The organism is Mammaliicoccus sp. RAM2, assembly GCF_045897195.1.
GTDB classification, from domain to species: Bacteria; Bacillota; Bacilli; order Staphylococcales; family Staphylococcaceae; genus Mammaliicoccus; species Mammaliicoccus sciuri.
This window is the reverse complement of record NZ_JBJNWI010000002.1, coordinates 119582-145563: the sequence shown is the minus strand read 5'-3', so window position 1 is coordinate 145563 and position 25982 is coordinate 119582. Positions and strand designations below refer to the sequence as shown.

Genomic DNA, 25982 nt, shown 5'->3' with positions numbered 1-25982 from the left:
TTTAATGATAGGGGTTAAGGGGGGACAACATGTTTCAAGCAATTAAAAAGTTAATGTGGTTTTTTAAAGATCATTGGAAGAGATATTCGATTGCAATTATTCTGTTATTAATTGCGAACGTTGTAGAAGTACTGCCACCTTGGATAGTAGGGCAGACTATAGATAAGATAAGTGACCGTTCTTTAACTGAACAAATATATCATCAATTAGTGATTATTTTTATAATTGTGTTAATTTTGTCTTATATTGTGAATTATATTTGGAGAACTTTAATTTTTTCAGGTTCTCAAATACTTGAATCAATTATGAGACGTAAACTCATGCAAAAATTTTTATCAATGAGTCCAACATTTTTTGAGAAAAATCGAACTGGAGATTTGATGGCAAAGTCTACAAACGATTTGAATCAAATTAGAAATACTGCAGGGATAGGGATTTTAACTTTAATTGATTCTACAACATTTATGGGAACGATAATATTAACGATGGGTATTACAGTATCATGGAAGCTTACACTATTTGCACTGATTCCATTACCTTTACTAGCCATATTAGAAATTGAATTAGGTAAAAGAATTCATAAACGCTATTTAGTTTCACAAAAATCGTTTGGTGATATGAATGACAGTGTTCTTGAGTCTATTGAAGGTGTACGTGTTACAAGAGCGTATGTACAAGAAGATAAACTCAACAAAGATTTCAAAAATATGACTGAAAGTGTCGTAGAAAAATTTATGAATGTTGAAAAAATGGATGCGTTTTTTCAACCAATAACGATTATTATCACTGCTATGAGTCAAGTTATCGGAATAGGTTATGGAGCTTTTCTTGTTAACAGTGGTGAAATGACACTTGGTGGTCTGATTTCATTCACCGTATATTTAAATATGCTCGTATGGCCAATGTTTTCAGTTGGCATTTTGATTAATATCATGCAAAGAGGTAATGCGTCTATAGATCGTGTTGAAGAAACGTTAAATGAAGCGGAAACAGTACTTGATGTAGAAAATAAAGGCATGCCTTCACATGATATAGGTATGAATTCTGTTGTGTTTAAATATCCATCGAGTGAATCCATTAACTTGAACAACATCAATATTATACTAGGTAAAGGTGAAACTTTGGGTATTGTCGGTGCAACTGGTTCTGGTAAGACGACGTTAATCAAACAAATTTTGAAAGAATATCCTACTGGTAATGGAGAAATCGTACTTGGAGATACTAATATTAATCAAATTTCAAAAAGTGATTTAAGAAGTTTAATTGGTTACGTATCTCAAGAAAACATTTTATTCTCTAGATCTATTAGAGATAACATTAGATTTGGTAAATCAGATGCTACTGATAATGATATCAAAGAAGCAATCAAATTAGCATACTTTGAAAAAGATATCGAACGTTTACCACAAGGTTTAGAAACATTAGTAGGAGAAAAAGGCATAGCAATTTCTGGAGGTCAAAAGCAAAGAATAGCAATTGCTAGAGCATTGATTATGGATCCTAAAATATTAATTTTAGACGATGCACTATCTGCTGTTGATGCAAAAACAGAAAAGAAAATTATACAAAATATACAAAAATATAGACAAGGTAAAACAACCATTATTGCGACACATCGATTATCTGGTGTTAAACATGCTAATCAAATTGTTGTAATGGACCATGGAGAAATAACAGAGTCAGGTACGCATGACCAATTACTCCATATGAATGGTTGGTACAAATCTCAATTTGAAAGACAACGGTTGAAGGAGGTGTATAGCAAGTGAGTATTGTAAATCAACTCTTTCCATTTGTTAGCAAATATAAGAAAAGATTCATCATTGGTATTGTTATTTTAATTGGAGCAGTGGGATTCGAATTATTAGGGCCATTGGTTGCGATGTATATTATTGATCATTATGTTAAAACATCTGCTTCACAAATTATACAACTACGACCAGTGCTACTATTATTGAGTTTGTTTTTTGTAGTGTCACTCATTCATGCGATATTAAGTTATTTTCAAACGCTCGTTCTTCAACGTGCTGGCTCAGATGTTATTAAAGAGTTAAGAATTAAACTTTTTGAACACGTACAAAAGTTACCGATAAAATACTTTGATAATTTACCAGCAGGAAAAGTTGTAGCAAGAATAACGAATGATACACAAATGATACTCGAACTATTCACTGTTATATTACCAAACTTTATTTCGGCTTTTATCACGATGATAGGTGTCATTATTGCGATATTTTTTATTAATATTAAAATTGGTTTTATCGCACTGATTACAATACCTTTCGTAATACTTTGGTTATTGTGGTACAAAAAAGTAACGGGTAAATACAACTATGTAATTCGAGAAAAAAACAGTGATATGAATGCACTTATTAATGAATCTATAAATGGTATGAATATCATTCAAGCATTTAAACAAGAAAAAGAAATTATGAATGATTTTGATGAAATGAATCAAGCGTATTTAAACAATTATAAAAAAATCATACAATTTGATTCGCTGACAGAACATAACTTGTTGAGTACGATTAGAAGTATTGTGTTTTTAATGTTGATTGTCGTATTTGGCACACAATTTCTAAATTCTTCTGTCGCAATTTCAGTTGGTACGTTATATATTCTTGTAAATTATATAACAAGATTGTTTGATCCATTGTTTGGTGTATTAAACGTATTGGGACAATTAGAACAAGCAAGAGTTTCTTGCGTGAGAGTATTTGAAATGATGAATGTGTCTGAAGAAAAGATGGCAGAACATAAAATTCAGTTGCCTAAAAAAATAGAAGGTCATGTTCATTTTAACGATGTATCGTTTGCTTATAATGAAGGTGAATACGTCTTGGAAAATATCAATTTAGAAGTCGATAAAGGACAAACAATTGCATTAGTTGGACATACAGGATCAGGGAAAAGTTCTATTATGAATTTACTTTTCAGATTCTATGATCCTACTGATGGAACGATTGAAATTGATGGTATACCGACCATTAAAACGGACAAAAGAGATATGCGTAAACATATGGGCATTGTATTACAAGACCCATACTTATATACAGGGACTATTTTATCCAACATTACATTAGACGATCCTAAAGTAACGAGAGAAAAAGCTGTTGAAAGTTTAAATGCAGTAGGTGGAGATAGAGTGTTAGAACACTTTAAAAAAGGTATTGATGAGCCAGTTATAGAAAGAGGTCGAACATTAAGTTCTGGTCAACGACAAATTATATCATTTGCGAGAGCACTGGCATTTGATCCAGAAATTTTAATTTTAGATGAAGCGACTTCAAGTATTGATTCTGAAACGGAAGAAATCATACAAAAAGCAATGACTGTGTTGTCTAAAGGACGAACATCATTTATTATTGCACACCGACTTTCAACGATTAAGAATGCTGATCAAATTATTGTTCTTGATAAAGGACGCATCATTGAAAAAGGCAATCATGATGAGCTAATTAAATTAGAAGGACAATATTACAAAATGTATCAAATGCAGTCTTTAACAGATTAATCGAGTTAAACAAACTAATGGCCTGGGATACAATTTCCCAGGCCATTGTTTTATATTTTTTAAACTCATCATTGCGGTCACATAAAGTAAAGTACGCCTTGATATATGAAGTAAATAACTAAAGCAATGATTGCTAATTTTATTACAACTCTTAATAGTCCAACGAAAAATCTAAAAAAGATAATTAAAAACAAGATAGCTAAAAATATATATATTAATTCCAAATTTATCACCTCTTGAATTCATTATATAGAATAGAGCAAGTAATTACATCAGACTACAGAATGATTAAAGGTTTAGGTCTAAAGCCCGATGATGATATTTAAACAATTTTCGTATAATATTAATGAATGAGAGGTGTCTATAATTTTGAGATGGTTATTTAGATTAATTAGAAATTTATTAGCGTTATTAGCAATTGTCATTATCATTGTTATTGTATATAGAAATGTACCAGCATTGAGTGATTTAAACCCGTTTGATCACAGTAATGGACAAACAACTGAAAAAATGTCTCCACAACATGCAAATGCAACTTATAAAATTGAAGATAATCCATTGTTGCAAAATGTACCGTTAGGTCAAACTAAACAAGCATTTAATTGGATTAATAAAAGTGAATTCATGGATGTTTCAGGACTAGAACGTATGGGATATGACGACAACTATGTTGCAGGGCAAAGAGGAACAGAGTATATCTTGTATAAATTTGGTGAACCCAAGATGTACGTATATCAAACAGAGCAAGATTTAATGAATGATTTAAGTGCAATGCACTCAAATATAGAATTATTACCTAAAACTGCATATTAAATTTTTATTTCGGCAGTCTCTTACTTTATTTAAAGTGCTGTGTAAGCTAAAATAGTAATATCATTGTTAATGAGTCATTTGAAGATTAAGAGGTGTTTGGATTGTCGAATTTTTTTAAAAATAATAAAATAATGATTTTTCTAATTTCTATGGTTTTATTAATTGTAATTGTTGGTTATTCAGTGAGAGCACAATCTGCATCGCTTAGTGAACAATATGCGAGTGATACATCATCGTTTGGTGGAAGAATCGTATCTTATCCAGTTACTTTTGTTTCTGACTTCTTCTCTGGAATTTTCACTTCAGACGAAGACGTTGATAAATTAAAAGAAGAAGTAAAAAGTACAGATCAAATCAAAGCTGATAAAGCGAGATTAGAAAAAGAAAACAAAGCCTTAAAAAAAGAATTGGATATGAAAGATATTTCGCAATTCAATCCAATATCAGCTACTATAATCGGTAGAAGTCCGGATCAATGGATGAATACAGTCATCATTGATAAAGGTAAAAAGAGCGGCATGAAAGAAAATATGGCTGTCATTACGAGTGAAGGTTTAGTAGGTAGAATTAAAAAAGCAAATCAATTTTCTTCACAAGTTGAGTTAATATCTACAAGTGTTAAAACGAGTAAGCTTTCAGTAGATATTCAACAAGACGATGAAAATATCTTTGGTATGATTAATCGATATGATGAAAATAAAGATTTACTTGTTATTAGTGATATCGATAATAAATACAGCATCAAAAAAGGCTCTAAAGTTGTAACAAATGGTTTAGGTGACCAACTTCCTAAAGGTATATTAGTAGGTAAAGTAGAAAAAGTAGAAAATGATGAATATGGATTATCTAAAGTCGCTTACATTAAGACATCTACAAATATTAAAGACTTAAACCATGTATATGTTGCTAAACGTGATCCAGAAACGATACCTTCATCTGATGAAAGTGGTGAGGAATAATGAGATTTTACGTTATTCCTTTAATTGGTGTCTTATTATTTTATTTAGATTCATTATTAACACGTTTATCACCGTTAAATTTATTTAATGAGACATTTATAATCGTGCCTCGATTAACATTTTTGTACTTACTAATAATTGCTGTATACAAAAATCCTAAAGTTGCTATTATTTTAGCAATCGTAACAGGTATTTTTACAGATATTTATTATGGCGGTATATACGGTGTCTATACATTTGGATATGCAACTTTTGTAATTATGATGGATAAACTATTTAAAGTATTTTATAGAGACATTTTAATGATGGTTATACTCTTAATATCATCAGTTGTATTACTTGAAATATGGGTAATGGTTTTTTATGGTTTTTTAGGTATTGTTTCTATTAATATTGGTCAAATTATTCTATTTAGATTAATACCAACTGTCATATTTAATTTGATATGCTTAATCATCATATTCCCATTTGTATTAAAATTATTAGAAAGAAATACGAATTAATGAAAGAATATTGACATCAATAGCTGTAGGTGGTAATCTATTGAAGTTGAGTAGTTTCTAGCTACATACAACCGCTCGATCATAGGTCTTAAAGTACGGATGTCACCTATGAATGGCGTGACTTAAAAAATTAGGAGGTGCAAGTATGTTTGCTATAATTGAAACTGGCGGAAAGCAAGTTAAAGTAGAAGAAGGTCAAACAATTTGGGTTGAGAAATTAGACGTAAATGAAGGTGATTCATTCACATTTGACCAAGTATTATTTGTAGGTGGAGATTCAGTTAAAGTTGGATCACCTGTTGTTGAAGGTGCTTCAGTTACTGCTAAAGTTGAAAAACAAGGACGCGGTAAAAAAATCACTGTATTCAAATACAAAGCTAAGAAAAATTACAAACGTAAACAAGGTCATCGTCAACCTTACACTAAATTAACAATCGAAAAAATCAACGCATAATTTATGATTAATGTAGATGTTAGTTTGAATCAAGAAGGGCAAGTTACAGATATTGAAATGTCTGGACATGCTGATTCAGGTGAATACGGTAAAGACTTAGTCTGTGCCGGTGCTTCAGCAGTTGTCTTTGGTACAACAAATGCTATCATTGGATTAACTGATGAGTCGCCTGATATAGATTACAGTGACGACGGTGGATATTTTCATATACGTAGTGTAAACTTAGAAAATGAACAAGCGCAAATATTATTACAAGGCCTTATCGTTTCTTTGAAAACAATCGAAGAAGAATATGGGCAATATATTAAACTAAATTACAAGTGAGGTGTAACTCATGTTAAAATTAAACTTACAATTTTTCGCATCGAAAAAAGGGGTAGGTTCTACAAAGAACGGTCGTGACTCTGAATCAAAACGTTTAGGTGCTAAACGTGCTGACGGTCAATTCGTTACTGGTGGTTCTATTCTTTATCGTCAACGTGGAACTAAAGTTTTCGCTGGTGAAAACGTAGGTCGCGGTGGAGACGATACATTATTCGCTAAAATCGACGGCGTTGTTAAATTCGAACGTTTTGGTCGTGACAAAAAGAAAGTATCTGTATACGCAGCTGCTGAATAATCTTTATATTTAGATGAGGCTGGGACATATATAATTGTCCCAGCCTCAATCATTATGTTGGCAGTTATTTAAATAAGAATGCATAGTGTGGTTTATATATAAAGAAGCTATTCAGAATTGCAGTTTCTTTTTTTATTCATAATACGAAAATGTTATAATGAGTGTTATGAATAACGATAATAAAGGTGATGGAATGAATAATTTAGATGTGTATTTAAAGTCTAGACATGATTTTGTGAATCAGTTCCAATTGTTATATACATATAAACAGTTAGGAAAACATGAAGAGGTTGATTTATTAATTGATGAATTGTACAAAAATCTCAAGCAAGAACAGTTGTTTTTAAATGCACCGTGTAGAAAATTTGTTCATAATGTATTTGAATACAAACTATCTTTGTCAGGCTCTAAATGGACATTTGAAATTGATAACTCAAATATCGATTATTATCAAAAGAACTTAGAAAGAACTGATGATACTTTAACTAATATATTTAATGATTTGAAAGCTGTTGTGATTAACGATATGGATGAAAAAAATATTCATATTAGTCTTACAGTAGAAGAAGAATTTGTCACAATGCTTGTTTGGTTAAATCCAACTAATAAGGACTTTAATCAAATTGAACAATCATTTTCTAAATATAACGTTGAAATTTTATCAGAAAGTCAAAATCATATAGAATTAGAATTTTTTATTAACATAAAAGAAATAGAGGTGTAAACATGTTTATAGATCAGGTCAAAATATCGTTAAAAGCTGGTGACGGCGGAAACGGTTTAGTAGCTTTTCGTCGTGAAAAGTATGTTCCATTTGGTGGACCAGCAGGTGGCGACGGTGGTAAAGGTGCTTCAGTCGTATTTGAGGTAGATGAAGGTTTACGTACTTTATTAGACTTTAGATTTCAAAGAAAATTTAAAGCTGATAAAGGTGAGAATGGCCAAAGTAGTAACATGCATGGTCGTGGAGCAGACGACTTAGTATTAAAAGTACCACCTGGTACAATTATTAAAAATGCTGAAAATGAAGAGATTCTAGCTGACCTTGTTGAACATGGTCAACGTGCTACAGTTGCTAAAGGTGGCCGTGGTGGTAGAGGTAACTCAAGATTTGCTTCAGCAAGTAATCCAGCACCAGATTTCTGTGAAAATGGTGAACCTGGTGAAGAACTTGAAGTCATGTTAGAACTTAAACTTATGGCAGATGTAGGTTTAGTAGGTTATCCAAGCGTTGGTAAATCAACATTATTATCTATCGTTTCCAAAGCAAAACCAAAAATCGGTGCTTATCACTTTACGACAATTAAACCTAATTTAGGCGTTGTCCAAACAAATGATGGTAGAGGATTTGTAATGGCAGATTTACCAGGTTTAATTGAAGGTGCTTCTGAAGGTGTAGGTTTAGGTCATCAATTTTTAAGACATATTGAACGTACAAGAGTAATTGTTCATATAATAGATATGAGTGGAATGGAAGGCAGAGACCCATATGAAGATTATGTTACAATTAATCAAGAATTAAAATCATATAATGAAAATCTTTCTAGAAGACCACAAATTGTCGTTGCGAATAAAATGGATTTACCAGATTCAGAAACACAATTAGAAATGTTCAAAGAACAACTTCAAGAAGATGTTAATATTATTCCTATTAGTACAGTTACACGTCATAACGTTGATAAACTACTATATCAAATTGCTGATTTATTAGATGAAACTGAAGGAATGGACTTCGATTCAGTCGAAGAAGAAACTGGTGTACATCGTGTTGTATATAAACACGAGAAATCACGAGATCATTTTGTTATTACGAGAGATGACGATGGTGCCTATGTTGTATCAGGTAATTCGATTGAAAGATTATTCAAAATGACAGACTTTAATCGTGATGCAGCAGTTAGAAGATTTGCAAGACAAATGCGTTCAATGGGTATTGATGATGCCTTAAGAGAACGCGGTGCTTCAAATGGTGATATTGTAAGAATTTTAGGTGGAGAATTTGAATTTGTCGAATAGGGCGTGTTCCAATTGAAAAAATCAAATGAATCAACAAAAAGGTTTTATTTAATCAGAGAAGATGTTTTGCCAGAGTCAGTGCAAAAGACAATCAAAGTTAAAAATGCACTATTAAAAAATAATAATTTAACGATTTATGATGCAGTTAAAGAATTTAATTTATCTAGAAGTGCTTTTTATAAATATAAAGATACAATATTTCCAATTGATAGATTAGAAGAACAGACCAAAAATTTAACATTAATTTTATACGTACAAGATGAAGTGGGAATGCTCGCAACTGTCTTGAATAAAATTGCTGAAGTTAAAGGTTCTGTTCTTACCATTCATCAAAGTCTACCAATAAAGGATAGAGCAACGATTACAATTTCTCTTAATGCTGCAAATATTGAGTTATCATTAGAAGAGTTAATGGATGCAATTAAAGAAAGTCCGTATGTTGATGAAGTAGAAGTTATTGGAATGAGTATGTAAAGGAAGTTGTCTAAATGTATGCATATATAAAAGGAATCGTTTCACAATTATATCCTTCTCATATTGTAGTTGAGGCAAATGGTATAGGTTATGAAATTCAAACACCAAACTCATATCGTTTTCAATCTCAATTAGATAAAGAAACGCAAGTATATACACAATTAATTGTGCGTGAAGATGCCCAATTATTGTATGGATTTGTGAATCTAGAAGAAAAGGATATGTTTTTAAGCTTAATTAAAGTAACAGGTATTGGACCGAAGTCAGCATTAGCAATTTTAGCGACAAGCACGCCTAATGAAGTAGCAATTGCTATAGAAAATGAAAATGAATCATATTTGACAAAGTTTCCTGGTATCGGTAAAAAAACAGCAAGACAAATTATTCTTGATTTAAAAGGGAAATTAGTTATCACTGAAGAGTCTGAGTTATTCCCAGAAAGTAAAGATGCCGATCAGGATGTATTAGAAGAAGCATTGTTAGCTTTAGAAGCATTAGGTTACTCTAGACGAGAAATTACAAAAGTTAAGAAGAACCTGGAAAAAGAATCATTTGATTCAGTAGATGCTTGTGTTAAAAGAGGTTTAGCATTACTTATTCAGTAAATGAGGTGATTTTTTGGATGAGCGATTAATGGATGAACATGGACACGAAGATGATATCCAAAGTGAACTTTCATTAAGACCAGATACTTTAAATCAATATATTGGTCAAAATAATATTAAATCAAACTTAGATATATTTATTAAAGCGGCTAAGTTAAGGGAAGAACCTTTAGATCATTGTTTACTTTATGGTCCACCTGGTTTAGGGAAGACGACTTTAGCTCATATTATATCTAATGAGATGAATGTTAATTTAAGAACTGCAAGTGGACCTTCTATTGAAAGGCCTGGCGATTTAGCAGCCATACTTTCTGCGTTACAACCTGGGGATGTACTTTTCATTGATGAGATACACCGATTAAGCAGAGTCGTTGAAGAAGTGTTATACCCTGCTATGGAAGATTTCTTCTTAGATATCGTCGTTGGTAAAGGTGAAGAAGCTAGAAGTATTAGAATTGATTTACCACCTTTTACGCTAGTAGGTGCAACAACACGTGTAGGGAGCCTTTCAGCACCTTTGAGAGATCGTTTTGGTGTGCATCTTAGATTAGAATATTACGATGATAATAGTTTGCAAGAAATCATAAAACGTACTGCTGAAGTATTTGAAGTAGATATTGACCAAAATAGTACAGTTGAATTATCGAAACGTAGTAGAGGAACACCTCGTATAGCCAATCGTTTATTACGTAGAGTGCGTGACTTTGCTCAAGTAGAAGGTGACGAAGCTATTTCTATGGATATTACAAAGCATGCTTTAGATTTACTACAAGTAGATGAAGAAGGACTCGACCATATAGATTATAAAATTATGCACTGTATCCTGAATAATTATAAAGGTGGTCCAGTTGGATTAGATGCGATAGCAGCCACGATAGGTGAAGAACGTGTAACACTTGAAGACGTTTATGAACCTTATCTCATCCAAAAAGGGTTTATAGAAAGAACGCCAAGAGGTCGTCGTGCTACTGCTTTAAGTTATGATCACTTCGACATTAAAATGGATTAGGAAAGAGGCAAAGTTTGTGAATATTGAAGATTTCGATTTTGATTTACCTGAATCATTAATTGCACAAACACCACTGTTAGATAGAGAGAGCAGTAGGTTATTAAAATGTAATAAAGCTACAGGTGAATTAGAAGATTTAACGTTTAAAGAAGTTGTCAATCAACTTTCACCAGGTGACTGTTTAGTATTAAATGATACGAAAGTCATGCCAGCAAGATTGTTTGGCTTAAAAGAAGAAACTGGTGCAAAAGTAGAAATGCTGATGCTAACGCAACAAGAAGATAATGAATGGGAAGTATTAATTAAACCAGCTAAACGTATAAGAGTTGGTCAATCTGTTTCATTTGGAGAAGGTAAAATCATTGCGACTTGTATCAAAGAACTTGATCAAGGTGGACGCATTATGAAACTTTCATACGAAGGTATCTTACAAGAAAGATTAGATGAGCTTGGTGAAATGCCGTTACCACCATATATTAAAGAGCGATTAGACGACCAAGATAGATATCAAACAGTTTATGCTAAAGCAGTTGGGTCTGCAGCTGCGCCTACAGCAGGTTTACACTTCACTGAACATTTATTACAAGAAATTGCTGATAAAGGTGTACACATTGCATTTATTACGTTACATGTTGGTTTGGGTACATTTAGACCAGTCAGTGTAGATAATATAGATGATCATGAAATGCATTCAGAATACTACCAAATGACTGCTGAAACGGCTGAATTATTAAACTGTGTAAAAGCAAGTGGTCATAAAATAATATCCGTAGGTACAACGTCTACAAGAACACTAGAGACAATTCGTTCTAAAAATGACCAATTTGTTGAAGAAAGTGGTTGGACTGACATATTTATTTATCCGGGATATGAGTTTAAAGCGATAGATGGTTTAATTACCAATTTCCATTTACCAAAATCAACTCTCATCATGCTAGTATCCGCACTATCGACTAGAGAACATATTTTAAATGCATATAAACATGCAGTTGAAGGAAAGTATAGATTTTTTAGTTTCGGAGATGCAATGATTTTAATATAGAAAAGGAGCAACATTATGCCTGCAGTAACATACGAGCACATTAAGACTTGTAAGCAATCAGGTGCAAGACTAGGGATTGTGCATACACCTCATGGTTCATTTGAAACGCCTATGTTCATGCCTGTTGGAACTAAAGCAACAGTTAAGACAATGAGCCCTGAAGAACTTAAACAGATGGAAGCAAAAATTATACTTAGTAATACCTATCATTTGTGGTTACAACCTGGAAGTGATATCATTTCTAAAGTGGGTGGATTACATAAGTTTATGAATTGGGATGGACCTATACTTACTGATTCTGGAGGTTTTCAAGTATTCAGTTTAAGTGATATGAGAAAAATCGAAGAAGAAGGTGTACATTTTAGACATCATTTAAATGGTTCTAAATTGTTCTTAAGTCCTGAAAAAGCGATGCATATTCAAAATGATCTTGGTTCAGATATTATGATGGCGTTTGATGAATGCCCTCCAATGCCATCTGAATATGAATATGTAAAAAATTCAATTGAGAGAACATCAAGATGGGCGGAAAGATGTCTAGAAGCTCATCGTCGCCCTGAAGATCAAGCTTTATTTGGTATTATCCAAGGTGGAGAATATAAGGATCTTAGAGAGCAAAGTGCTAAAGACCTCGTTTCACTTGATTTTCCTGGCTATGCTATTGGTGGTTTATCTGTTGGTGAACCTAAACCTGTCATGTACAGAATGGTTGAACATACAGCGCCATTAATGCCATTTAATAAACCAAGATATTTAATGGGAGTTGGTTCTCCAGACGCATTAATCGAATGTTCTATTAGAGGCATCGATATGTTTGATTGCGTATTACCTACACGTATAGCTAGAAACGGTACTTGTATGACATCTCAAGGTAGAGTCGTTATAAAAAATGCTAAATATCAGCAAGATTTATCTCCGCTTGATCCAGAGTGTGATTGTTATACATGTAGAAACTATACTAAAGCATATTTGCGTCATCTGATTAAAGCAGATGAAACATTTGGAATTCGTCTTACTACATATCATAATTTGTATTTCTTATTAAAACTTATGGAGAACATTCGCCAAGCAATAAGAGAAGATCGATTACTTGATTTCAAAGATGAATTTTTCGAGCAGTATGGACTAAATGTAGATAACCCCAAAAACTTTTAAAGGAGATTGAATATGGAAGTATTAGTACAATTATTACCTATTATCTTAATTTTTGCGCTTGTTTGGTTCTTAATGATTAGACCACAACAAAAGCGTGCAAAAGAACATCGTGAATTATTAAACCGTTTAGAAGTTGGTCAAAAAGTAACTTCAATCGGCGGTATCAAAGGTACTGTTAGAGCAGTAGATGATTCTATCGTTGTTGTTTCTGTTAACGATAAAGGACACGAAATTACATTTGAAAAACCAGCTATTAAACAAGTAGACCCTTCATAAAACAGTTTACTTTTTAAGGAAATTGGTTTAATATTATGTATCATATTTAATGTTAAAAGACATGGTTATCCATGTCTTTTTTTCATACATGAATGTTATGGCTATTCAACTATAGTTGATGTATGCTATAACATATATAGTGAATTAAAAATATGTAAGAGGTGTTATCGTGAAAAAGCGGAGTAGAATTATAGCCTTTTTACTTCTTGCAGTGTTGGTTTTTAGCTTAATAGGATCAACAACAAAAGATATAACAAAGAATGTAAATTTAGGTCTAGACTTACAAGGTGGTTTTGAAGTTTTATATCAAGTTAATCCTTTAGACAAAGGTGATAAGATTGATAATGATGCGGTTAAATCTACTGCAAAGACTTTAGAGTCACGTGTAAACGTATTAGGTGTTTCTGAGCCGAAAATTCAAGTTGAAGAAGGTAATCGAATTCGAGTTCAATTAGCTGGTATTAAAGACCAGAATGAAGCTCGTGAAGTACTTTCTACACAAGCGAATTTAACGATCAGAGATGCAAAGGATAGAGTTTTACTATCTGGTAAAGATTTAGTTCAAGGTGGCGCTAAGCAAGGCTTTAAAGGCAATACAAACGAAGTAGCCGTTACTCTTAAACTAAAAGATGCTAAAAAGTTCAAAGAAGTAACTGAAAAAGTTTCTAAAATGAATCCTAATTTAATGGTCATTTGGATGGACTATGAAAAAGGAGACAGTTACGCTAAAGAAGCTAAGAAAGAACAAGAAGGTAAAGAACCGAAATATATTTCTGCAGCAACTGTAAGCCAACCAATCAATTCAGAAAATGTTGAAATTTCTGGTGGATTCAATGGTGAAAAAGGTGTTAAAGAAGCAAAACAAATTGCAGATTTATTAAACTCAGGTTCACTACCTGTTAAATTAGATGAAGTTTATTCTACATCAGTAGGTGCACAATTCGGTAAAGATGCATTAGATGAAACAGTACTTGCTTCTTCAATAGGTGTAGGTATTATATTCTTATTCATGCTCATTTACTACCGATTACCTGGTGTTGTAGCTGTCATTACATTAAGTGCTTATGTTTACTTAACATTAGTAGCATTTAACTTTATTTCAGGGGTATTAACATTGCCCGGACTTGCTGCCTTAGTATTAGGTGTAGGTATGGCCGTTGATGCTAACATCATCATGTATGAACGGATAAAAGATGAATTGCGGATAGGAAGGACTTTACAACAATCCTTCAAAAAAGGTTCTGGCTCTTCATTTATTACGATTTTAGATGCTAACTTAACAACAATTTTAGCAGCGCTCGTATTATTCGTATTTGGTGAAAGTTCAGTAAAAGGTTTCGCAACAATGTTATTACTTGCGATTCTTATGAGTTTCGTAACTTCAGTATTTTTCACAAGAATATTATTAGCATTATTAGTAAACTCAAACTACTTCAAGAAAAAATATAATTGGTTTGGTGTTTCTAAGAAAGATAGACATGATATTAGTGAAAGATTAGACGTTCATGATTTAAGAACAGTCTATGACAAAATTAATTTCGTAAAACTTGCTAAACCATTATTAACATTTAGTATAATTACGATTATTATCGGTGCTATCATCATATCGATATTTAGATTAAACTTAGGTATTGATTTCACAAGTGGTACACGTGTTGACTTACAATCTGATCAAGCTATCAAGACTGAACAAGTGTCAAAACAGTTTAAAGATATGGGATTAGAACCATCACAAGTTACAACAAGTGGAACTGGAAACAAAATGGCAACCGTTCAATTTAAAGATGCATTAAACAAATCTGAAATACAAAAAGTTAAATCTGACTTTGGTAAATCATTGGGTCATGATCCAAACGTAAGTACGGTTTCACCAGTTGTTGGTCAAGAATTAGCTGGAAATGCATTTAAAGCAATGCTTTATGCAGCACTAGGAATTGTTTTATACGTATCATTTAGATTTGAATGGAGAATGGGTACAACTGCTGTACTTGCATTATTACATGACGTATTTATGATCGTATCGGTATTCAGTTTATTCAGACTCGAAGTGGATATTACATTCATAGCAGCAGTTCTAACAATTATAGGTTATTCAATCAATGACACAATCGTTACATTTGACCGCGTAAGGGAAAATTTACGTAAAGTGAAAGTGATAACGAAACCAGAAACTATTGATATGATTGTTAACTCATCTATTAGACAAACGATGACAAGATCAATCAATACCGTATTAACAGTTGTTATAGTAGTTGTCGCATTATTAATACTTGGTTCATCAAGTATTTTCAACTTCTCATTAGCACTATTAATCGGTTTAGTATCCGGTGTGTTCTCATCAGTTTTCGTCGCAGTACCTTTATGGGGTATCTTGAAAAAACGACAACTTAAAAAATCAGAAAATGGTAAATTAGTTGTATATACTGAGAAAAAATCAAACGATGAAAAAATATTAGTTTAATAAATCGTGTACCTGTCCTTAGTAAAAGGGCAGGTACTTTTTTGTTTAGAGTAAATGATAAAGGTTTAACTTAGGGGTCATGATTACAAAAGTACGGGGAAATGTAACTAAGGGTGCCCATAGTAACAAAAGTCGGTCGAAGTGTAACTAACCGCTGAATCTTTTTACAACCTGACTCTTTAATCATGTTTTATTTGTTTAGTAGAGAAAGTACGATATTTCATGTATAATGTTTTGAGTAGAAATGAGGAGATTTGATATGACTAAAGCTTGTTATCAATGGAAAAAATCAGAGCTCAATCAAAATATTGATCCACAAATCATAAAAAAATATAAAATTTCGCCACTTTTAGAAAAAACTTTAATTTCAAAAGGCTATACGTCTGAAGAACAAATTGAAAGTTTATTATCTAATGAAGTGTTATTCCACGATCCGATGTTATTAAGTGATATGGAAAAGGCAACTTCGAGAATACATAAAGCTATTGAAAATGATGAAAGAATATTAGTATATGGTGATTATGATGCAGATGGAGTTACATCTACAACGATTCTCGTCAAGACTTTAGAGTCAATGGGAGCTACTGTAGGTTGGTATATTCCTAATAGATTTACTGAAGGATATGGACCGAGTGAAGCGGCATTTAGAAATGCACATGATGAAGGTGTGTCTCTTATCATTACAGTGGATAATGGTATTCAAGGTCATCATGAAATTGATATTGCCAATGAACTTGGTATTGATGTGATTGTGACAGACCATCATGAATTTGGCGAAACAAAGCCGAATGCATATGCGATTGTTCACCCTATGCACCCTGATTTTAATTATCCATTTAAATATTTAGCTGGAGTGGGTGTTTCATATAAACTTTCTAAAGCACTTAAAGCAGATATACCAGATGTGTTCTTAGGTTTAGTTGCTATCGGTACGATTGCCGACTTAGTGAGTTTAACGGATGAAAATAGATATATGGTTAAACAAGGGTTGCGCATTTTGAATGAACAACCTTTACCAGGGATAAAAAGTTTATTGTCCGTAGCTGATTTTACGGATGAAGTAAGTGAACAAACAGTCGGCTTTATTATCGGACCTCGTCTGAACGCAGTTGGTAGATTAGATGATGCTCGATTAGCTGGAGAATTGCTTATGAGCGATGATGACGATGAAGCGATGTTCTTAGCTGAAGAAGTGGACCAATTTAATACAGAACGTAAAGCAATTGTTGAAAATATTACGAATGAAGCAATGGAGCTAGCTGAAATTGAAATGCAACAAAATGCCCAATTTCTAATACTTGCAAAAGAAGATTGGAATGAAGGTGTATTAGGTATTGTGGCTTCAAGAATAGTTGAGAAGTATCATTTACCAACAATTGTATTAAATGTGGATATAGAGCAAAATCACGCGAAAGGTTCTGCTAGAAGTATTGAACAAGTTTCAATGTTTGAATTTCTAACAAACCATAGCGATTTGATTCGTAAATTTGGTGGCCATCATATGGCGGCTGGTATGACATTAGATATTGACGCGATTGAACCATTGAAGAAAGCTTTGAATCAAGATATGCACAAAATAACAGAAGGTAAAAAATTATTACCGCAGTTAATCGTTGATGCAGAAATAGAAACTTCAGATATTACGGTTGATAACATATTTGATTTAGAAAGATTAAGACCTTTTGGTACAGATTTATTAGCGCCACTATTTTCAATTAGTAATGTTCCGGTCAAATCTGTTAAAGGTATTGGTCAAGGAAATAAACATCTTAAATTAACATTAACAGACAAAAATATTGCAGCTTTACATTGGAATGCTGGACATCTCATTCATGATATTTCAAATGATACGACAATTAATGTTGCAGGTAGTTTAAATGTTAATGAATGGAATGGACATCAATCTCCACAAATTATTCTTAAAGATTTAGCGTTGAGTAATGACCATGCTATTTTTGATTATAGAAGTAAAAATAAACAGGACTTGTTAAAAATTGATCAAGACAATGCACTGTTTGTGATTAACCTTTCATCCGAGAAAATAAATGAGCAATATATACATTATGGTGATACGTATCCAAATGAAGTCGAAACGTGTGTGCTGAGAGATTTACCACAAGATTTAGAAACATTCAAACAAACTTTATCTAATATTAAAGCCGAAAAATATTATTTAGTATTTAAAGGGCAAACCAATTCATACTTTGAAGGTATTCCAAGTGATGAAAAGTTCAAGCAAGCTTATAAAGCTTTATATATGAATCAATCAACCAATATTCAAAATGATGGTATGAAATTATGTGAAGCTTTAAAAATTAAACCTGATCAATTGAAATTCATTTTAAATTGCTTTTATGAGTTAAACTTTATTACAATGAATCATGGTATAATTGAAATAAATAAAGATGCGGGAAAAAATGACATACAAAACGCACCGTTATATCAAGCAAGAAAACAACAAATAGAAATAGAAAAGACATTGTTGTACAATGATAGCCAATCATTAATCAGTTGGATACATTCATTGTTAAGTGATGTTGAGGAGGAAGTATAATGGATTTAAAACAATATGTTTCAGAAGTACAAGATTGGCCAAAACAAGGTGTTAACTTTAAAGATATCACGACAATTATGGATAATGGTGAAGCATACAAATATGCCACTGACCAAATCGTACAATATGCTCAAGACAAACAAGTTGATGTCGTAGTAGGACCAGAAGCAAGAGGATTTATTATTGGTTGTCCTGTGTCATATGCAATGGGTATTGGCTTTGCACCAGTACGTAAAGAAGGGAAATTACCTCGTGAAGTGATTCGTTATGAATATGATCTTGAGTATGGGTCAAATGTGTTAACAATGCACAAAGATGCAATCAAACCTGGTCAACGTGTATTGATTACTGATGATTTATTAGCAACAGGTGGTACAATTGAAGCGGCAATTCACTTAGTAGAATCATTAGGTGGAATTGTAGTGGGTATTGCATTTTTAATTGAACTTAAATATTTAAACGGCATTGAAAAATTAAAAGGTTACGATGTTGTTTCGTTAATTTCATACGATGAATAAAATAGTCACATTGTGGCTATTTTATTTTTAATAATTATAATTAACGGTGGCATATTACTATTGAAAATTGCTATAATAGTAATATTCAAGAGAATTTTATTTGAAGAGGTGGTGTCCCTATGAATAAAGAATATCCATACAGTGCTGATGATGTTTTATATAAAGCTAAAAGTTACTTATCTGAAGATGCATATCGTTTAGTAGAAAAGAGTTATGATTTGGCTTTTAAAGCACATCAAGGACAAATTAGAAAAAATAATTTGCCATATATCATGCATCCTATTCAGGTAGCGGGTATTTTAACCGAAATGAAATTGGATGGTCCAACTATAGTTGCTGGATTCCTTCATGATGTAATTGAGGATACACCTTATACGTATGATGATTTGGTAGAAATGTTTAATGAAGAAGTAGCCATAATTGTAGATGGTGTTACAAAATTAAAAAAAGTTAAATATAAATCTAAAGAAACGCAACAAGCTGAAAATCATAGAAAATTATTTATAGCGATTGCTAAAGATGTCCGAGTTATATTAGTTAAATTAGCAGATAGATTACATAATGTTCGTACTTTAAAAGCGATGCCTAAAGAAAAGCAAAAACGTATTGCTAAAGAAACGTTAGAAATCTATGCACCACTTGCGCATAGATTAGGTATCAATACAATTAAGTGGGAACTTGAAGACATTTCATTAAGATATATTGATAGTGTTCAATATTTTAGAATTGTTAATCTGATGAAAAAGAAAAGAAGCGAACGAGAAACATATATTGCGAATGCGATTAAAGATATAGAGTCTGAAATGGAAGTTATGAATATTTCTGGCGACATAAGTGGTAGACCTAAACATATCTATAGTATTTATAGAAAAATGGTCAAACAGAAAAAACAATTCGAACAAATTTTTGACTTACTTGCAATAAGAGTGATTGTCCCTTCAATCAAAGATTGTTATGCTGTGCTAGGTCTTGTCCATACATTATGGAAACCAATGCCTGGTCGATTTAAAGATTACATAGCGATGCCTAAACAGAATATGTATCAATCGCTGCATACTACAGTCGTTGGTCCAAATGGAGATCCTTTAGAGATTCAAATCAGAACATTTGAAATGCATGAAATTGCAGAACATGGGGTTGCAGCTCACTGGGCATATAAAGAAGGTAAAAATTTAAGCAATAAATCAGAAGAATATTTACAAAAAATGAGTTGGCTACAGGAAATAGCTGAAACTGACAATACTTCACCTGATGCAGAAGAATTTATGGAATCATTAAAATATGACCTTCAAAGTGATAAAGTGTATGTTTTTACACCTGAAAGTGATGTTGTTGAATTACCATATGGAGCAGTTCCAATTGATTTTGCATACGCTGTTCACAGTGAAGTTGGTAATAAAATGATTGGTGCGAAAGTTAACGGCAAAATCGTTCCTATCGATTATAAGTTATCTACTGGTGATATTGTCGAGATTAGAACGAGTAAACATTCATATGGGCCAAGTCGAGATTGGTTAAAAATCGTCCGATCTTCAAGTGCGAAAAGTAAAATCCGCAGTTTCTTTAAGAAACAAGACCGCTCTGCCAATATTGAAAAAGGTAAATTTATGATTGAAGCGGAAATTAAAGAGCATGGATACAATGTAGATGAAGTATTAAATGCTGAAAACATTAAACTTGTTAACGAAAAATATAATTTTTCAAATGAAGATGACTTATATGCTGCAGTTGGTTTTGGTGGCATAACTGCCTTACAAGCTGTTAACAGACTTACTGAAAAGCTGAGACTTGAACGTAAGAAACAATCGCTTAATCAAGTGCAAGAAGTCAATAAATCCATTCCAATTAAACAAGATATTAGAACAGATACTGGTGTCTATGTCGAAGGTTTAGATAACATGCTTATTAAACTTTCAAAATGTTGTAATCCAATACCTGGTGATGAAATCATTGGCTATATTACAAAAGGTCATGGCGTTAAAGTTCATCGTAAAGATTGCCCGAACATCGTTAATGAAAATGAACGATTAATCGATGTTGAATGGGTTAAAAATACAAATGAACAAAAAAATTATCAAGTAGATTTAGAAATTACAGGTTACGACAGAAATGGATTATTAAACGAAGTACTTCAAGTTGTGAATGCAATTAAAGTACAATTAGTAAAAGTTTCAGGTAAAGCTGATATAGATAAAAATGCAGTTATTAACATTAGCGTAATGGTTAAAAATGTGAATGACGTATATAGAATTGTTGATCGAATTAAACAATTAGGCGATATTTATACAGTAAGTCGTGTATGGAATTAAGAGGTGAATTTTTTTGAAAGTTGTTCTACAAAAAGTAAGCCAAGCTAAAGTAACGTCTGAAAATACTCAAAATGAAATTAAACAAGGATTTTTATTATTAGTGGGTGTTGGACAAGAATCAACTTATGCAGACGCAGATGTTATCGCTAAGAAAATAGCAAAGACAAGAATTTTTGAAGATCAAGAAGGTAAAATGAATTTAGATATACATCAAGTCGGTGGTGAAATCTTGTCGATATCACAATTTACAATATATGCTTCAGTAAAAAAAGGGAATAGACCTGGGTTTACGAATGCTAAAAGCCCAGATGAAGCATTAAAGATATATGAATATTTTAATGAACAGTTAGATTCTTATAACATTAATGTGAAAACAGGAGAATTTGGCGCACATATGGATGTGTCATTAATCAATGATGGACCAATTACGATTATATTCGAAAGTAAGGATGGTAACATTCAATGAACCGAATTAATTTATGGTTTAAAAAGAGGAGAATAAAGCCTGTTCCTGTCATCAGTGTTGCCATTTTACTGATTGTTTTGTTAATCATTATTATTTATTTATTGATTCCTAAAGAGGACGAACCTAAAACACTATCTATGAAAGAAGATGGTGAGTTAAGAACTGGACCTGCCGCTTATTATCCAATTATCTTTGATGTAAAAAAAGGAGATAGTTTTGATATAACAGACAGAGAAGGAAAATGGTTTGAAGTCAAAAATGATCAAAATGAAAAAGGCTGGATTGCTGGTTGGCATACAAATCTTGATATTAAAGAAGATGTTAATCCAGTATTAAAACCATTAAAAGGAAAAGTGATTATATTAGATCCTGGTCATGGTGGAAGTGACCAAGGCGCATCGAGTTCAAAACATAAAGATGTAACCGAAAAAGTCATTACATTAAAAACTGCAAAAGAGCTTAAAGAAATGCTTGAAACTGAAGGCGCTAAAGTGAAAATGACGAGAACAAAAGATGAATATGTTAAATTAAAAGATAGACAAGGTGATGGAGATGTCTTTATAAGTATCCATAATGATGCGTTAGATTCATCAGCACCACATGGTTTAACAGTTTATTACCATCATGATTCTCAAAAAGAATTTGCAGATACGTTACAAACTTCAATTAATCAAAAATCCATACTATCTGATAGAGGCGTAAGAAACGAAAACTTCCAAGTGATTCGTCAAACTAAAATGCCTGCAGTATTGTTAGAGTTAGGTTATATTAGTAACCCTACAGATGAAGATTTAATTGTTGATAGAAAATATAGACACATTGTTGAAACAGGGATTGTTGACGGTTTGAAAGTTTACTTTTCAAATTAGATATTGACTACTACAGATTATGGGTTTAATATTAATATAAATTATGAAATAGATTATATACCGTTTATTCTTGAATAGTATACCGTTATAGTAGGAAACAGAGAGTATAACATTTGCTGAAAGTTATATGAATACTGCGTATACTTTTGAACACAAGAAGAGGGAATCTTACGAAAATAAGATCGGTTAACATCCGTTACAATGTTGTTAAGTGAGTATTTAATGAATCATTAAATACTAATTAGGGTGGCAACACGGATAATTCGTCCCTTGTATGTATATGCATACAAGGGACTTTTTATATTTTAAAGGAGGAAATATTATGATTAATATACCACGTGGTACACAAGATTTATTACCAAAAGATACTTATAAATGGCAATACATTGAGAACAAATTACATGAGTTAATGAGAATATATAATTATAAAGAAATTAGAACACCAATATTTGAAAGTACTGAACTTTTTAGTAGAGGTGTTGGTGATTCAACAGATGTTGTACAAAAAGAAATGTACACTTTTAAAGATAAAGGTGATAGAAGCATTACATTACGACCTGAAGGTACTGCAGGTGTTGTTAGAAGTTACATCGAAAACAAAATGCAAGGTGAACCAAATCAACCTGTAAAACTTTATTACAATGGTCCAATGTTCCGATATGAAAGAAAACAAAAAGGGCGTTATCGTCAATTTGTTCAATTTGGTGTAGAAGCGATTGGATCAGAAAATCCTTCTATTGATGTTGAAATTATTTCAATGCTCGTACACATTTACAAATCTTTCGGATTGAAAGACTTAAAATTAGTCATCAATAGTATTGGTGATGCAGAATCAAGAGCTGATTACACGAAAGCATTACAAGCGCATTTTGAACCAGTAATTGATACTTTCTGTAGCGATTGTCAAAGTAGATTACACACAAATCCAATGCGTATATTGGATTGTAAAGTAGACCGTGATAAAGAAGCTGTTAAAAATGCACCTAAAATTACGGAATACTTAAATGACTATTCTAAACAATATTTCGAAGAGGTTAAAAGTTTATTAGACGAACTTGGTATCGAGTATGAAATAGATACGAATTTAGTGCGTGGTTTAGATTATTACACTCACACAGCATTCGAAGTGATGAGTAATGCTGAAGGATTTGGTGCTATTACTACTTTATGTGGTGGCGGTAGATATAACGGCTTACTAGAATTACTTGATGGTCCAAAAGAAACAGGTATAGGTTTTGCATTAAGTATTGAACGTTTGCTACTAGCACTTGAAGCTGAAGGTATTGAAATCGAAGAAGAAGATTCAATCGACTTATTTATCGCGACAATGGGTGAAGAAGCGGATAGACTTTCAGTTCAATTAATCAATCAATTAAGAATGGCTGGTATTAGTTGTGATAAAGACTATTTACAACGTAAATTAAAAGGTCAAATGAAACAAGCGGATAGATTAAATGCGAGATACACGATTGTATTAGGTGAAAATGAATTAGAAAAACAAGAAGTAGAAGTTAAGAATATGGAAACTGGTGAAAAGACACTTGTTTCATTATCAGAATTAGAGAATTATTTAAAGGTGGAATCATAATGGAAAAAAGAACAACATATGCTGGTAAAATAACTGAAGAATATATTGGTCAAACGGTTACTTTAAATGGTTGGGTACAAAAAAGACGTGACTTAGGTGGTTTAATATTTGTTGATTTACGTGACCGCGAAGGCGTTGTACAAATCGTTTTTAACCCAGATTTCTCTCAAGAAGCTTTAAGTGTTGCTGAGAAAATCCGTTCTGAATATGTCATTCAAGTTAAAGGTTTAGTAACTAAAAGAGATGAAAAATCAATTAATGACAAAATCAAGACTGGTAAAGTCGAAGTACAAGTTTCTGAAATTACAATTTTAAATGAATCTGAAACACCGCCATTTTCAATAACAGATATGAATGATATTGACGAAAATGTACGATTAAAATATCGTTATATCGACTTAAGAAGAGAAAGTTTAGCTCAAACATTTAAAATGAGACATCAAATTACACGTGCAGTAAGAAATTACTTAGATGAAGGTGAGTTTTACGAAGTAGAAACACCTGTATTAACTAAATCTACACCAGAAGGTGCAAGAGACTATTTAGTACCATCTCGTGTACATGATGGAGAGTTCTATGCTTTACCTCAATCTCCACAAATATTTAAACAATTATTAATGATTGGTGGATTTGATAAATACTATCAAATCGTTAAATGTTTTAGAGACGAAGATTTAAGAGCGGATAGACAACCTGAATTTACGCAAATCGATATCGAGATGAGCTTTGTTGATCAAGAAGACGTTATCAAAATGAATGAAGGTCTTATGAAACGCATCATGAAAGATGTAAAAGGTATTGATATTACAACACCATTTCCACGTATGACATACTCTGAAGCAATGGAAAGATACGGAATTGATAAACCAGATACAAGATTTGGTATGGAACTGATTAACTTATCAGAACTTGCTTCAAAAATGGACTTTAAAGTATTTAAATCTACAGTTGAAAATGGTGGAGAAGTTAAAGCAATCGTTGTTGAAGATGGTGCGGCTGACTACTCTAGAAAAGATATCGACCAATTACAATCATTTGCAAGTATTTATGGTGCTAAAGGTTTAGCGTGGGTTAAAGTAACAGAAGAAGGCTTAAATGGTCCGATTAGTAAATTCTTTGATGAAGACATTACTGCTGAATTATTAAACCAAACTGAAGCTAAAGCTGGAGACTTAGTATTATTTATAGCAGATAAAAAAGATGTCGTAGCAGCAAGTTTAGCGCAGTTAAGAAATAAACTTGGTAAAGATCGTGGTTTAATTGATCCAAATAAATATAATTTCTTATGGGTAACAGATTGGCCATTATTTGAATACGATGAAGAATCAGAACGTTATGTTGCAGCGCATCATCCATTTACTGCACCTAAAAAAGAACATGAAGAAATGCTTGAAAATGATCCAACAAATGTTGAAGCCAATGCGTATGATATTGTTTTAAATGGTTTTGAATTAGGTGGAGGATCTATTAGAATTCATAAATCAGAACTTCAAGAAAAAATGTTTAAAGCCCTTGGATTTACAGAAGAACAAGCACAAGAACAATTTGGATTCTTAATTGAAGCGTTCAAATATGGTGCACCACCACATGGCGGAATTGCATTAGGTCTAGATAGATTAGTTATGTTATTGTCAGGTAGAACAAACTTAAGAGATACAATTGCATTCCCTAAAACAGCAAGTGCTTCTTGTCTATTAACGGATGCACCAAGTGAAGTATCTACGAGCCAGTTACATGAATTACATTTGCAACTTGATTTAGATGAAAAATAATTAAAA

24 protein-coding genes and 1 other annotated feature are annotated in these 25982 nt (G+C 32.3%); all 24 genes read left to right on the top strand.

Translation table 11 applies throughout. The features are described 5' to 3' along the window. The first annotated feature begins 29 nt into the window (after positions 1 to 29). The 24 genes from ACJTHF_RS03930 to aspS all read left to right on the top strand — a co-directional run bounded on the left by ACJTHF_RS03930 (position 30) and on the right by aspS (position 25976). Positions 30 to 1769 (top strand): ABC transporter ATP-binding protein, encoded by a 1740-nt coding sequence (locus ACJTHF_RS03930; RefSeq protein WP_078355882.1) that lies wholly within the window; start codon positions 30 to 32, stop codon positions 1767 to 1769. Beyond that, positions 1766 to 3514: an ABC transporter ATP-binding protein gene (locus ACJTHF_RS03925; RefSeq protein ID WP_232157122.1), complete on the top strand. Its 1749-nt coding sequence runs from the start codon at positions 1766 to 1768 to the stop codon at positions 3512 to 3514. Before ACJTHF_RS03930 ends, ACJTHF_RS03925 begins: the two co-directional genes overlap by 4 nt. A 369-nt stretch (positions 3515 to 3883) precedes the next feature. Then, positions 3884 to 4327, top strand: coding sequence for a DUF4930 family protein (locus ACJTHF_RS03920; RefSeq protein WP_078355880.1), 444 nt, complete (start codon positions 3884 to 3886; stop codon positions 4325 to 4327). Positions 4328 to 4428: 101 nt separating this feature from the next. Continuing rightward, positions 4429 to 5286, top strand: a complete 858-nt coding sequence (gene mreC, locus ACJTHF_RS03915) for a rod shape-determining protein MreC (protein ID WP_048539639.1) — start codon at positions 4429 to 4431, stop codon at positions 5284 to 5286. Beyond that, the gene (mreD, locus tag ACJTHF_RS03910) at positions 5286 to 5789 is read left to right on the top strand and encodes a rod shape-determining protein MreD (RefSeq protein ID WP_048539640.1); all 504 of its coding nucleotides are present in this window, start codon (positions 5286 to 5288) and stop codon (positions 5787 to 5789) included. Before mreC ends, mreD begins: the two co-directional genes overlap by 1 nt. 59 nt (positions 5790 to 5848) lie before the next feature. Then, positions 5849 to 5922, top strand: a sequence feature (ribosomal protein L21 leader region). A 12-nt stretch (positions 5923 to 5934) separates the two neighbouring features. Continuing rightward, positions 5935 to 6243 carry a 50S ribosomal protein L21 gene (rplU, locus tag ACJTHF_RS03905; RefSeq protein ID WP_016911517.1) on the top strand — a complete coding sequence of 103 codons (309 nt, stop codon included), beginning with the start codon at positions 5935 to 5937 and terminating at the stop codon, positions 6241 to 6243. Positions 6244 to 6246: 3 nt separating this feature from the next. Beyond that, complete coding sequence (locus ACJTHF_RS03900) at positions 6247 to 6567, top strand: ribosomal-processing cysteine protease Prp (protein WP_037588433.1); 321 nt, start codon at positions 6247 to 6249, stop codon at positions 6565 to 6567. Between the two features lie 10 nt (positions 6568 to 6577). Beyond that, on the top strand, positions 6578 to 6862 hold the full coding sequence (gene rpmA, locus ACJTHF_RS03895) for a 50S ribosomal protein L27 (RefSeq protein ID WP_025904267.1): 285 nt from the start codon (positions 6578 to 6580) through the stop codon (positions 6860 to 6862). A gap of 166 nt (positions 6863 to 7028) precedes the next feature. Then, a complete protein-coding gene (locus ACJTHF_RS03890; RefSeq protein ID WP_232182668.1) occupies positions 7029 to 7586 on the top strand; it encodes a Spo0B domain-containing protein in 558 nt (185 codons plus the stop codon). A gap of 2 nt (positions 7587 to 7588) precedes the next feature. Next, positions 7589 to 8878 (top strand): GTPase ObgE, encoded by a 1290-nt coding sequence (obgE, locus tag ACJTHF_RS03885; protein ID WP_025904265.1) that lies wholly within the window; start codon positions 7589 to 7591, stop codon positions 8876 to 8878. Positions 8879 to 8890: 12 nt separating this feature from the next. Further along, positions 8891 to 9352, top strand: a complete 462-nt coding sequence (locus ACJTHF_RS03880) for an ACT domain-containing protein (protein WP_058592080.1) — start codon at positions 8891 to 8893, stop codon at positions 9350 to 9352. A 14-nt stretch (positions 9353 to 9366) separates the two neighbouring features. Then, complete coding sequence (gene ruvA, locus ACJTHF_RS03875; protein ID WP_078355879.1) at positions 9367 to 9957, top strand: Holliday junction branch migration protein RuvA; 591 nt, start codon at positions 9367 to 9369, stop codon at positions 9955 to 9957. 28 nt (positions 9958 to 9985) lie between these two features. Beyond that, a complete protein-coding gene (ruvB, locus tag ACJTHF_RS03870; RefSeq protein ID WP_370622763.1) occupies positions 9986 to 10966 on the top strand; it encodes a Holliday junction branch migration DNA helicase RuvB in 981 nt (326 codons plus the stop codon). Positions 10967 to 10982: 16 nt separating this feature from the next. Beyond that, positions 10983 to 12008 carry a tRNA preQ1(34) S-adenosylmethionine ribosyltransferase-isomerase QueA gene (queA, locus tag ACJTHF_RS03865; protein ID WP_088592312.1) on the top strand — a complete coding sequence of 342 codons (1026 nt, stop codon included), beginning with the start codon at positions 10983 to 10985 and terminating at the stop codon, positions 12006 to 12008. Positions 12009 to 12023: 15 nt separating this feature from the next. Continuing rightward, on the top strand, positions 12024 to 13163 hold the full coding sequence (gene tgt / locus ACJTHF_RS03860) for a tRNA guanosine(34) transglycosylase Tgt (protein ID WP_048539646.1): 1140 nt from the start codon (positions 12024 to 12026) through the stop codon (positions 13161 to 13163). Between the two features lie 12 nt (positions 13164 to 13175). Then, positions 13176 to 13439: a preprotein translocase subunit YajC gene (yajC, locus tag ACJTHF_RS03855; protein ID WP_232157125.1), complete on the top strand. Its 264-nt coding sequence runs from the start codon at positions 13176 to 13178 to the stop codon at positions 13437 to 13439. A gap of 169 nt (positions 13440 to 13608) precedes the next feature. After that, a complete protein-coding gene (secDF, locus tag ACJTHF_RS03850; RefSeq protein WP_232157126.1) occupies positions 13609 to 15900 on the top strand; it encodes a protein translocase subunit SecDF in 2292 nt (763 codons plus the stop codon). 259 nt (positions 15901 to 16159) lie between these two features. Further along, positions 16160 to 18454, top strand: coding sequence for a single-stranded-DNA-specific exonuclease RecJ (recJ, locus tag ACJTHF_RS03845; protein ID WP_078355876.1), 2295 nt, complete (start codon positions 16160 to 16162; stop codon positions 18452 to 18454). Continuing rightward, entirely contained in the window at positions 18454 to 18972 is a 519-nt protein-coding gene (locus tag ACJTHF_RS03840; protein WP_025904256.1) for an adenine phosphoribosyltransferase, read from the top strand. Before recJ ends, ACJTHF_RS03840 begins: the two co-directional genes overlap by 1 nt. A 119-nt stretch (positions 18973 to 19091) precedes the next feature. Further along, positions 19092 to 21281: a RelA/SpoT family protein gene (locus ACJTHF_RS03835; protein WP_025904255.1), complete on the top strand. Its 2190-nt coding sequence runs from the start codon at positions 19092 to 19094 to the stop codon at positions 21279 to 21281. Positions 21282 to 21294: 13 nt separating this feature from the next. After that, on the top strand, positions 21295 to 21747 hold the full coding sequence (dtd, locus tag ACJTHF_RS03830) for a D-aminoacyl-tRNA deacylase (RefSeq protein WP_058592085.1): 453 nt from the start codon (positions 21295 to 21297) through the stop codon (positions 21745 to 21747). Further along, positions 21744 to 22616 (top strand): N-acetylmuramoyl-L-alanine amidase, encoded by an 873-nt coding sequence (locus ACJTHF_RS03825; protein ID WP_048539650.1) that lies wholly within the window; start codon positions 21744 to 21746, stop codon positions 22614 to 22616. The genes dtd and ACJTHF_RS03825 overlap by 4 nt, the downstream gene beginning before the upstream one ends. A gap of 322 nt (positions 22617 to 22938) precedes the next feature. Continuing rightward, positions 22939 to 24204, top strand: a complete 1266-nt coding sequence (gene hisS / locus ACJTHF_RS03820) for a histidine--tRNA ligase (RefSeq protein WP_058592086.1) — start codon at positions 22939 to 22941, stop codon at positions 24202 to 24204. After that, positions 24204 to 25976 (top strand): aspartate--tRNA ligase, encoded by a 1773-nt coding sequence (gene aspS / locus ACJTHF_RS03815; protein ID WP_106417757.1) that lies wholly within the window; start codon positions 24204 to 24206, stop codon positions 25974 to 25976. The genes hisS and aspS overlap by 1 nt, the downstream gene beginning before the upstream one ends. Positions 25977 to 25982: the final 6 nt, after the last annotated feature.

What these genes read in the sequence shown, in the direction of transcription:
- rpmA (WP_025904267.1), top strand. Translation starts at nt 6,578, where the DNA reads ATGTTAAAATTAAACTTACAATTTTTCGCATCGAAAAAAGGGGTAGGT.
- obgE (WP_025904265.1), top strand. Translation starts at nt 7,589, where the DNA reads ATGTTTATAGATCAGGTCAAAATATCGTTAAAAGCTGGTGACGGCGGA.
- ACJTHF_RS03835 (WP_025904255.1), top strand. Translation starts at nt 19,092, where the DNA reads ATGAATAAAGAATATCCATACAGTGCTGATGATGTTTTATATAAAGCT.
- ruvB (WP_370622763.1), top strand. Translation starts at nt 9,986, where the DNA reads ATGGATGAACATGGACACGAAGATGATATCCAAAGTGAACTTTCATTA.
- ACJTHF_RS03900 (WP_037588433.1), top strand. Translation starts at nt 6,247, where the DNA reads ATGATTAATGTAGATGTTAGTTTGAATCAAGAAGGGCAAGTTACAGAT.
- mreD (WP_048539640.1), top strand. Translation starts at nt 5,286, where the DNA reads ATGAGATTTTACGTTATTCCTTTAATTGGTGTCTTATTATTTTATTTA.
- rplU (WP_016911517.1), top strand. Translation starts at nt 5,935, where the DNA reads ATGTTTGCTATAATTGAAACTGGCGGAAAGCAAGTTAAAGTAGAAGAA.
- ACJTHF_RS03890 (WP_232182668.1), top strand. Translation starts at nt 7,029, where the DNA reads ATGAATAACGATAATAAAGGTGATGGAATGAATAATTTAGATGTGTAT.
- hisS (WP_058592086.1), top strand. Translation starts at nt 22,939, where the DNA reads ATGATTAATATACCACGTGGTACACAAGATTTATTACCAAAAGATACT.
- ACJTHF_RS03825 (WP_048539650.1), top strand. Translation starts at nt 21,744, where the DNA reads ATGAACCGAATTAATTTATGGTTTAAAAAGAGGAGAATAAAGCCTGTT.
- recJ (WP_078355876.1), top strand. Translation starts at nt 16,160, where the DNA reads ATGACTAAAGCTTGTTATCAATGGAAAAAATCAGAGCTCAATCAAAAT.
- yajC (WP_232157125.1), top strand. Translation starts at nt 13,176, where the DNA reads ATGGAAGTATTAGTACAATTATTACCTATTATCTTAATTTTTGCGCTT.
- ACJTHF_RS03930 (WP_078355882.1), top strand. Translation starts at nt 30, where the DNA reads ATGTTTCAAGCAATTAAAAAGTTAATGTGGTTTTTTAAAGATCATTGG.
- tgt (WP_048539646.1), top strand. Translation starts at nt 12,024, where the DNA reads ATGCCTGCAGTAACATACGAGCACATTAAGACTTGTAAGCAATCAGGT.
- aspS (WP_106417757.1), top strand. Translation starts at nt 24,204, where the DNA reads ATGGAAAAAAGAACAACATATGCTGGTAAAATAACTGAAGAATATATT.
- ruvA (WP_078355879.1), top strand. Translation starts at nt 9,367, where the DNA reads ATGTATGCATATATAAAAGGAATCGTTTCACAATTATATCCTTCTCAT.
- ACJTHF_RS03840 (WP_025904256.1), top strand. Translation starts at nt 18,454, where the DNA reads ATGGATTTAAAACAATATGTTTCAGAAGTACAAGATTGGCCAAAACAA.